Origin of the sequence: Dietzia timorensis (genome assembly GCF_020742175.1) — a bacterium.
GTDB lineage: Bacteria > Actinomycetota > Actinomycetes > Mycobacteriales > Mycobacteriaceae > Dietzia > Dietzia timorensis_A.
The window spans coordinates 1-8,152 of record NZ_DYXM01000254.1 but is presented as its reverse complement, the minus strand read 5'-3'; the positions used below and the strand labels follow the sequence as shown (position 1 = coordinate 8,152).

Genomic DNA, 8,152 nt, shown 5'->3' with positions numbered 1-8,152 from the left:
GACCCGAGCACCGTGGTTGTCGTAGATTCGGCCGACGAGTGGACCGAGCAGTCCCATCATCAGCCCGGCGGGCATCAGCGCGCGCCCGGCGTTCTCCGGGGTGTCGCCGTTCGCGACCTGCATGAGCAGCGGCAGGATCATCATGATGCCGAGGAACGCGGCGAAGCCGATGGTCATCAACCCCACGCCGACCGAGAAGTCCTTCGACGCGAACGCCGTGACGTCGAGCAGCGGCTCGTGCCCGCCGCGGCGCAGCGTTAGCTGCCGCCATACGAGCGCGGCCAGCGCGATGGCGCCGATGGCCAGGAGCGACCAGGTCGGCAGCGGCGGCTCCGCGCCCTCGCCGAAACTCGACAGGCCCCACACGATGCCGCCGAAGCCCAGCACCGAAAGCGGCACCGAAATCATGTCGACGCTTTCGCGCGCCGCGCCGCCGCCGCGCGGAATGAGCTTCACCGCGACGAGGGTGACGACGATCGCGAGCGGCAGCACGATGCCGAAGATCCAGCGCCAGCCGAGGTACTTGAGGATCTCGCCGGCGAGGAACGGCCCCATAGCGGGCGCGACCGAGATCGCCAGCGACACGGAACCCATCACGCGGCCTCGATCGGATTCGGGGATCACGTTCATCAGGGTCGTCATGAGCAGCGGGATCATCACCGCCGTGCCGAGGGCCTGGATCACGCGGGCGCCCAGCAGGATGCCGAACGTCGGCGCGAACGTCGCGAGCGCGGTGCCCACGACGAAGGTGCTCATCGCCGTCAGAAGCGAAACGCGGGGGCCGAACCGGTCGATGAACCAGCCCGTCAGCGGGATTGCCACGGCCATCGTCAGCATGAACGCCGTGGTAAGCCACTGTGCGCTCGACTCGACGACATCGAACTCGTGCATGAGAACGGCGATCGCCGGCGTCATCGTCGTCTCGTTGAGGATGACGATGAACGCGGCCGCCGTGAGCACGCGCACGAGCAGCAGTGCCTGCGCGGGGGTGAGGTTATGGCGGGAGGACTCGCGGATGGTGTCGCGGTCGCGGTCGACCTTCGTCACCGAGTCCTGCGGCGGATTCGCTGCGCGCGAACCGGACTCATCGTATGACGGCGGAGTTCCGGGGTCAGAGCTGGGATCGTTGTGCACCGAGCAAGGGTAGCGGAAGAGGGCACGCTGGTCGCAAGCATGTGGCCAAGCTCATCACCGGGTCGGGGGCACGGGGCGTTAGTCGTGGCGGTTCTTCACCGCGTTGTCCGCGCGCTTCCATGCGCGGTAGGTGTACCAGCCGAGCACGAGGAAAACGAGAAGTACGATCGACGCGATCGCCGACGGCCGCCCGGTGACGATCAGGACCACGGCGTTGAGGAGCGCCACCACAGTGAAGAACCCGACGAACCCGCCGAGCACCTCGAGCCGTTGCCGCCGGGCGAGCGGATGCGACGAGCCCGCGTTCAGCCCCGCCATCAGCTCTTGAGGCCGCCCGACGTCAGACCCGAGACGATGCGGCGCTGGAATACGAGAACCATGATGACGAGCGGAACCGTGACGAGCGCACCCGCGGCCATGATCGCCGCGTGCGGAGGCGTGTACGGGTTATCGCCGGCGAAGCGGGCGATCGCGACCGTCACGGGTTCGGAGTCACGGTTCGCCAACTGGCTGGCCAGCATGTACTCGTTCCACGTCTGGATGAAGGCGAGGATCGCGGTGGTGAAGATCGCCGGAGCCGCGAGCGGCAGGATGATCTTCCGGAACGCGGTCGCCCGCGAGGCGCCGTCAACGCGCGCCGCCTCTTCCAGCTCCCAGGGCAGGTCGTTGAAGAACGACGTCAGCGTGTAGATGGTCAGCGGCAGCGCGAACGAGATGTTCGGGATGATCAGCGCCCGGTAGGTGCCGATCCAGCCCATGTCCGAGAACAGCTGGAACAGCGGGGTCAGCAGCGCCACGCCGGGGAACATGGACGCAGCGAGGATGACGCCGGTGACCACGAATTTCCCGCGGAAATCGATCCGCGCCAGCGCGTAGGCGGCGAGCACGCCGAACACGATCGCCAGCAGTGTCGTCGCCAGCGAGATGAACACCGAGTTGCCGATGGCGGCGAGGAAGTTGTTGCCCGTGGACGTGCCGAGCGCGGTCTTGAAGTTGTCGAGCGTGAAGTGCGAGGGCAGCGGGTTCTGCGAGAAAGTGAACGCATCGTCGCGGAATGCCGTGATCACCATCCAGTAGAAGGGTGCGAGCCCCCAGATGAGGATGAACAGCGCGCCGAGGTAGGGGCCGAGCCGCTTCAGCGGGTTCGGCTTGGGGGGCTTCACGACCCCGTCGTCATCCAGCGATGTGGCGGGAGACCACGATTCCGCGTCGTGTTGGCCGTGGGAGGTATTCGGTGTGCTCATCAGGCCTCCACCTCGTCCTTCTTCTTCGTTCTCTCGGTACTTTCCTCGACCACGTTGGCCCCAAGGAACTTCACCATGACGAATGCGACGACGAAGATCAGCAGGAAGATCAGCGTAGACAGAGCCGAGGCGTTGTTCGCGTTGCCGAGGCGGATCTCGTTGACCACGAGCTGCGAAATGGTCGCGGTCGGCGAATTCGAGTTGCCGGAGATGAGGATGACCGGGAGGTCATACATCCGTAGAGCATCGAGCGTGCGGAAAAGGATCGCCACCATCAGCGCGGGTTTGACCAGCGGCAATGTGATGTGGATGAACTGCTGCCAGCGGTTCGCCCCGTCGACGCGCGCCGCCTCGTAGACCCCGCCGGGGATCATCTGCAGCCCGGCGAGAATGAGAAGCGCCATGAACGGCGTGGTCTTCCAGATGTCGGCGATGATGACGGCGACCTTCGAGTAGACCGGGTCGGTGGTCCACGAGATCGTCGTCCCGAACAGCGAGTCGAGGATGCCGTTGGCGATGCCGCGGTCGGCGAAGATGAACGCCCACAGCTTCGCGGTGACGGCGGTGGGGATGGCCCACGGGACGAGAACCGCGGCACGCAGCAGGGCGCGGCCCCAGATGTTCTTGCCCATGATCACGGCCATCCAGAAGCCGAGGATCGTCTCGATCGTCACGGTCACGATCGTGAACAGCGCGGTGTTGCGTACGGCCGGCCAGAAGTCGGTGGCCGAGGAGCCCGGCGCACAGGTCTGGGTCGCGCCGGTGGGCGTCGTGCACGACTGGGTAATCCAGTACAGGTAGTGCTGCAGACCGGCGAAGCCTCCGGTCACGAAGCGGCCGGTCTCCGGATCGAGCTGCCGGTCGGCGAGGAACGACAGGTACACCGCGCGCGTGATCGGGTAGCCGATGATGATCGCCAGCAGCACGATCGCGGGACCGACGAAGAGGACCGGGCGCCAGTCGAACTTCTTCTTCGGCGCGGGAATCGGGTCGTCCGCGCCGGACCTGACTCCGCTTCCGGGGCTCGGATACTTCTCCGACTCCCCTGTCTGCGTTGTACTCATAGGTGCTCCGTGCCTCTTCGCTTATGTCTGCCCGCCGCATCAGGCGGGCGCACCGCGCCCCCGGTGATCAGTTCGACGAGGTGTCGAGCCGAGCCGGGGGCAGCGGTAAGTGGTTCCGGCAGAGCGGGTTACGCCCCGCCGGGAGTCTACTGTGCACCACGACACAGGATCTAGAGCCGGCGCGGAAAAACCTCCCCCGCGCTGGCGGCAGGCCGAAGGACTAGCCGGTGGCCTGCGTAATCGCGTCGGACATGTTCGACAGTGCCTCGTCGACCGGGGCCTCGTCCTTGATCGCGGCCCAGGTGTTGTCCTGGATCGCCTTTGACACGCCCGGGTAGAACGGGGTGACCGGACGCGGCTGGGCATTGTCGAGCGCCGTCTTCAGCGCCTCCATGTACGGGTACTGCTCCTGCACGGACTCGTCGTCGTAGATCGACGCGAGGACCGGCGGGAAGGACTGGTCGGCGAAGCCGCGCTGGACGTCCTCGGAGATCACGTAGGACAGGAAGTCCTTGGCCGTGGCCTTGTTCGGCGAATTGACGTTGATCGCGTCGTTGTAGCCGCCGAGCGTCGAGGCGCCGGCGCCGTCCTTGCCGACGATCGGCGCGACGTCGAACTTGTCCTTGACGGTCGAGGAGTCCTCGGTCTTGGCGGAGTCGTACATGTACGGCCAGTTGTAGGAGAACAGCGTCTCACCGGCGAGGAACGCCTGGGCGGTCTCTTCCTCGGTGAAGCTGTCGCTGCGCTTGGCGATCACGTCGTCCTTGTACCCGTCGACCAGGGCGGTGAAGCCCTCGACGGAGTTCGGGTCGTCGAGGGTCGGCGTGGTGCCGTCCTCGCCGACCACGGTGCCGCCCCAGCCCTGCATGAACTGTGTGGCGTTCACCGACAGGCCCTCGTACTGGCTCAGCTGCAGGTCGAGGCAGTCGACGTCGGCTTCCTCGGCCTTCGAGCATGCGTCCTTGAGCTCTTCCCAGTTCGTCGGCGCTGCGTCGACGAGGTCGGTGCGGTAGTAGAGGAGCTGGGCGTTGGTGTTCTGCGGAACCGCGAACACGGTGCCGTTGTACGTGGCCGACTCGACCGGAGCGTCGAGCAGACCCGACAGGTCCGGAGCGCCTTCGCCCTCGATCGGCTCGATCCACCCGTTCGCCGCGAACTGCGCCGTGTCGGTTACGTCGAGCGCGAACACGTCGTAGTCCGTGCCGCCGGCCTGCAGCGACTGCACTAGCGTCTCGCGCTGCCCGTCCTGCTCGGCCGGAAGCTCGACGAGCTCGACCTGCTCGTCGGGATGATCCGCGTTCCACGAATCGATGACGGGCTTGAGCTTGTCGGTGTCGTTGCTGCCCATGGCGAAGGTGATGTTGCCGCGACCATCGCCACCGCCGTCGCCCGTGCCGCTGCCGCCCTCTTCTTCAGAGCTGCATGCAGCAAGGGTCAGCGCGACAGCGCCCGCGAGCGCCGCCGTCTTTGTGAGCTTGCCGAAAGAAGTCATGTACCTTCCGCTCCTTATCGCAGTTTTGGTACCTGTGAGCGCCTGCGAACGCCACCTGAGGAAATCGCCGGCGAGAGACGTGGGCCGAGGCCCGATGTTTCTACGTGCACACTTGTGCCCAGGCTCACATGGTCCCAATGAGCTTATCGCAGCCTGAAAACATCATCGACGTTTATCCCCAAAACAACACCGAGAACTTTTCCTGCGGTTCCGGTAGCCAGCACTTTTATCCGCCCAGGTGGGCGTGGACCTTTTATTTATGACGTCGGAGGAAGCGTTCCCCCTGCCCCCACCGCGCCCCGCAGCCGCCGTCCAAGCGTCCCTACCGGCTCCCCGATCCCCCAGCGTCCCAACTTTTGTAGGTGCTAACGTTTCCCCAACCGCGGCCAGAACCCGGCCGCCGCGTCGCAGGGAGTACATCGATGAGCGAAGGCCATCAGTCCACCGGCAGCAGCGCCGGCGGAACCCAGGAATCGGACGAGGACTTCTACGTCGGTAGAGCGCTGATGCTCGCCACGGTCGCCGCGCTCGGTGGCTTCCTCTTCGGCTTCGACACCGCCGTCATCAACGGCACGGTCACCGCCGTGCGGGAACAATTCGACCTGAGCTCCGGCGTTATCGGTTTCGTCGTCTCCTCCGCCCTTCTCGGCTGCGTCATCGGCGCATTCATCGCCGGCCGCCTGGCGGACCGCATCGGCCGCGTCCGGGTCATGGAGGTCGCCGCAGTCCTGTTCTTCGTCAGTTCCATCGGCTCGGCGCTCGCCTTCGGCCCGGTCGACCTGACGATCTGGCGCATCATCGGCGGCCTCGGCGTCGGCGCCGCCTCGGTCATCGCGCCCGCCTACATCGCCGAGATCGCACCGGCCTCGATCCGCGGCCGCCTCGGCTCTCTGCAGCAGCTCGCCATCGTGCTCGGCATTTTCGTCGCGCTGCTCACCAATGCGTGGCTCGCGGGAGTCGCCGGCGGCGCGGCCGAGGAACTGTGGCTGGGCCTCGACGCGTGGCGCTGGATGTTCCTCATCGAAATCATTCCCGCCATCGCCTACGGCGTCCTCGCGACGACGATCCCGGAATCGCCTCGCTTCCTCGTCCAGGTCGGACGCACCGACGAGGCGAGGGAAACGCTGTCGGGCATCCTCAAGACGGGTATCGACGACCGGATCCGCGAGATCGGCTCGACCCTCAAGCGCGAAACGAAGTCGAGCTTCGCCGACCTCAAGGGCCCCGCGCTCGGCCTGTTGCCAATCGTTTGGATCGGCGTCCTGCTGTCGGTGTTCCAGCAGTTCGTGGGCATCAACGTCATCTTCTACTACTCGTCGACGTTGTGGCAGTCCGTCGGGTTCGACGAGGACACGGCCCTCGCGCAGTCCGTCATCACCTCGGTCACCAACATCGTGGTCACGCTCATCGCGATCGGGCTCATCGACAAGATCGGCCGTCGCAAGCTCCTCGCTATCGGCTCGACAGGCATGCTCATCTGCCTCGGCACGCTCGCGTGGATCTTCTCCAACGCCCCGCTCGTCGACGGCGAGCCGGCGCTCGGCGACACTCAGGGCGTCGTCGCGCTCATCGCCGCCAACGGGTTCGTCGTCTTCTTCGGCGTCTCCTGGGGCCCCGCCGTCTGGGTGCTACTCGGCGAAATGTTCAACAACCGCGTCCGCGGAGCCGCGCTCGGCCTCGCGGCTTCCGTGCAGTGGATCGCAAACTTTGGCGTCTCAGCCACGTTCCCGGGTCTCGCCGACATCAGCCTCGGCGTGCCCTACGGGCTCTATACTCTATTCGCGCTGCTGTCGCTGATCTTCGTGCTCAAGTGGGTTCCCGAGACAAAGGGAAAGCAGCTCGAGGACATGTAGGTCGGCCTGACGTCTGGCAACGTCAGCGCAGGCGGGCGCCGCTTTCCCGATCGAAGAAACGCACCGAGTCCTCGCGGGCGGCGAGCGTCACCCGGTCGCCCTTGGACCACGGGTCATCGGTGACGCCGCGGAACACGATCGGAGTTCCCTCCGCCGTGCGGGTGTGCACGTAGGAATCGGCGCCGAGTTCCTCGACGAGCTCGACGACTGCATTGAGACCCGCACCGTCCGACGTCGGACTGAGGTGTTCCGGGCGGACGCCGACGGTGACCTCCGCGCCGGCGCCGGACGGGGCGGTCGCCTGCACGCCGGGCACGTCGACGCGGCCGTCGCGCACGGGCACCGGGAAAAGGTTCATCGCCGGCGAACCGATGAAGCCCGCGACGAAGGCGTTCGCGGGATCGTTGTAAAGCTTCTTCGGGGTGTCGACCTGCTGGAGTCGCCCCTTGTCGAGCACGGCGACGCGGTCGCCCATCGTCATGGCCTCGACCTGGTCGTGGGTCACGTAGATGGTGGTGGTGCCTAGATCGCGCTGCAATGTCGCGATCTGGGTGCGCGTCGCGACACGCAGCTTCGCGTCTAGGTTCGAGAGCGGCTCGTCCATGAGGAACACCTGCGGGTCCCGGACGATCGCGCGCCCCATCGCCACGCGCTGGCGCTGGCCGCCGGAGAGCTCCTTCGGCTTGCGGTCGAGGAACTCGGTGAGGTCGAGCATCTCTGCGGCCTTCTGTACGCGCTCGGCGACCTCGTCCTTCGGCCGGCGCTTGAGGTCCAGCGCGAACGCCATATTCTTGCGCACCGAATAGTGCGGGTAGAGCGCGTAGTTCTGGAAGACCATCGCGATATCACGATCGCGCGGCTGCATGCCCGTGACGTCGTGGTCTCCGATAATGATGCGCCCCGCCGCGGTCGGTTCGAGCCCGGCGAGCGCACGCAGCGTCGTCGACTTACCGCAGCCGGACGGCCCGACGAGCACGAGGAACTCCCCGTCGACGATGTCGAGATTCAGGCGGTCCACGCTCGGGCGGTCGGCGCCGGGATAGACGATGGACACATTGTCGAAGACCACTCTGGCCATGGGTTATTACCTCGTGTCTTTCACCGGCAGGTACGTGCCGGACGATCCGAATGAAAGGGGAACTCCCCTACCCTATCGCTCGCCGTTCTTATCGCGGAGGCTTCCCAGCCGCTTCTCGCGGGCGAAGGAGCGCGCGGCCGAGGTGTCGATGATCTGGGCGATCCGCTCGGGATCGTCCGACATCGGCACATGCCCGAGCCCGCGCATCGGAATGATCCTCGCCTGCGGAAAATAGTTGTGCACGTTATGGCGCTGCCCGGCGAACAGTACAACGTCGCGGGTGCCCC

At 66.0% G+C, this 8,152-nt stretch carries 8 protein-coding genes; 1 reads left to right on the top strand and 7 read right to left on the bottom strand.

The features are described from left to right. The 5 genes from K8V11_RS13240 to K8V11_RS13220 all read right to left on the bottom strand — a co-directional run. On the bottom strand, window positions 1–1,134 hold a 1,134-nt coding region (locus K8V11_RS13240; protein ID WP_303915203.1), incomplete at its 3' end, for an MFS transporter. 78 nt (window positions 1,135–1,212) lie between these two features. Continuing rightward, window positions 1,213–1,452: a hypothetical protein gene (locus K8V11_RS13235; RefSeq protein WP_303915200.1), complete on the bottom strand. Its 240-nt coding sequence runs from the start codon at window positions 1,450–1,452 to the stop codon at window positions 1,213–1,215. Next, entirely contained in the window at window positions 1,452–2,378 is a 927-nt protein-coding gene (locus K8V11_RS13230) for a carbohydrate ABC transporter permease (protein ID WP_303915198.1), read from the bottom strand. The genes K8V11_RS13235 and K8V11_RS13230 overlap by 1 nt, the downstream gene beginning before the upstream one ends. Next, on the bottom strand, window positions 2,378–3,442 hold the full coding sequence (locus tag K8V11_RS13225) for a carbohydrate ABC transporter permease (protein ID WP_303915196.1): 1,065 nt from the start codon (window positions 3,440–3,442) through the stop codon (window positions 2,378–2,380). The genes K8V11_RS13230 and K8V11_RS13225 overlap by 1 nt, the downstream gene beginning before the upstream one ends. Before the next feature lie 220 nt (window positions 3,443–3,662). Further along, window positions 3,663–4,934, bottom strand: a complete 1,272-nt coding sequence (locus tag K8V11_RS13220; protein WP_303915194.1) for an ABC transporter substrate-binding protein — start codon at window positions 4,932–4,934, stop codon at window positions 3,663–3,665. Window positions 4,935–5,356: 422 nt separating this feature from the next. On the opposite strand from K8V11_RS13220, the gene K8V11_RS13215 reads away from it, so the two are divergent. Then, window positions 5,357–6,787: a sugar porter family MFS transporter gene (locus K8V11_RS13215; RefSeq protein ID WP_303915192.1), complete on the top strand. Its 1,431-nt coding sequence runs from the start codon at window positions 5,357–5,359 to the stop codon at window positions 6,785–6,787. Window positions 6,788–6,809: 22 nt separating this feature from the next. Here the strand turns inward: K8V11_RS13215 and K8V11_RS13210 are convergent, their stop codons facing one another. Together K8V11_RS13210 and K8V11_RS13205 are read right to left on the bottom strand one after the other, a co-directional pair. Further along, window positions 6,810–7,865, bottom strand: a complete 1,056-nt coding sequence (locus K8V11_RS13210; protein ID WP_303915190.1) for an ABC transporter ATP-binding protein — start codon at window positions 7,863–7,865, stop codon at window positions 6,810–6,812. A gap of 72 nt (window positions 7,866–7,937) precedes the next feature. Beyond that, a partial coding sequence (locus tag K8V11_RS13205; RefSeq protein ID WP_369693083.1) for an alpha/beta fold hydrolase occupies window positions 7,938–8,152 on the bottom strand: 215 nt, incomplete at its 5' end.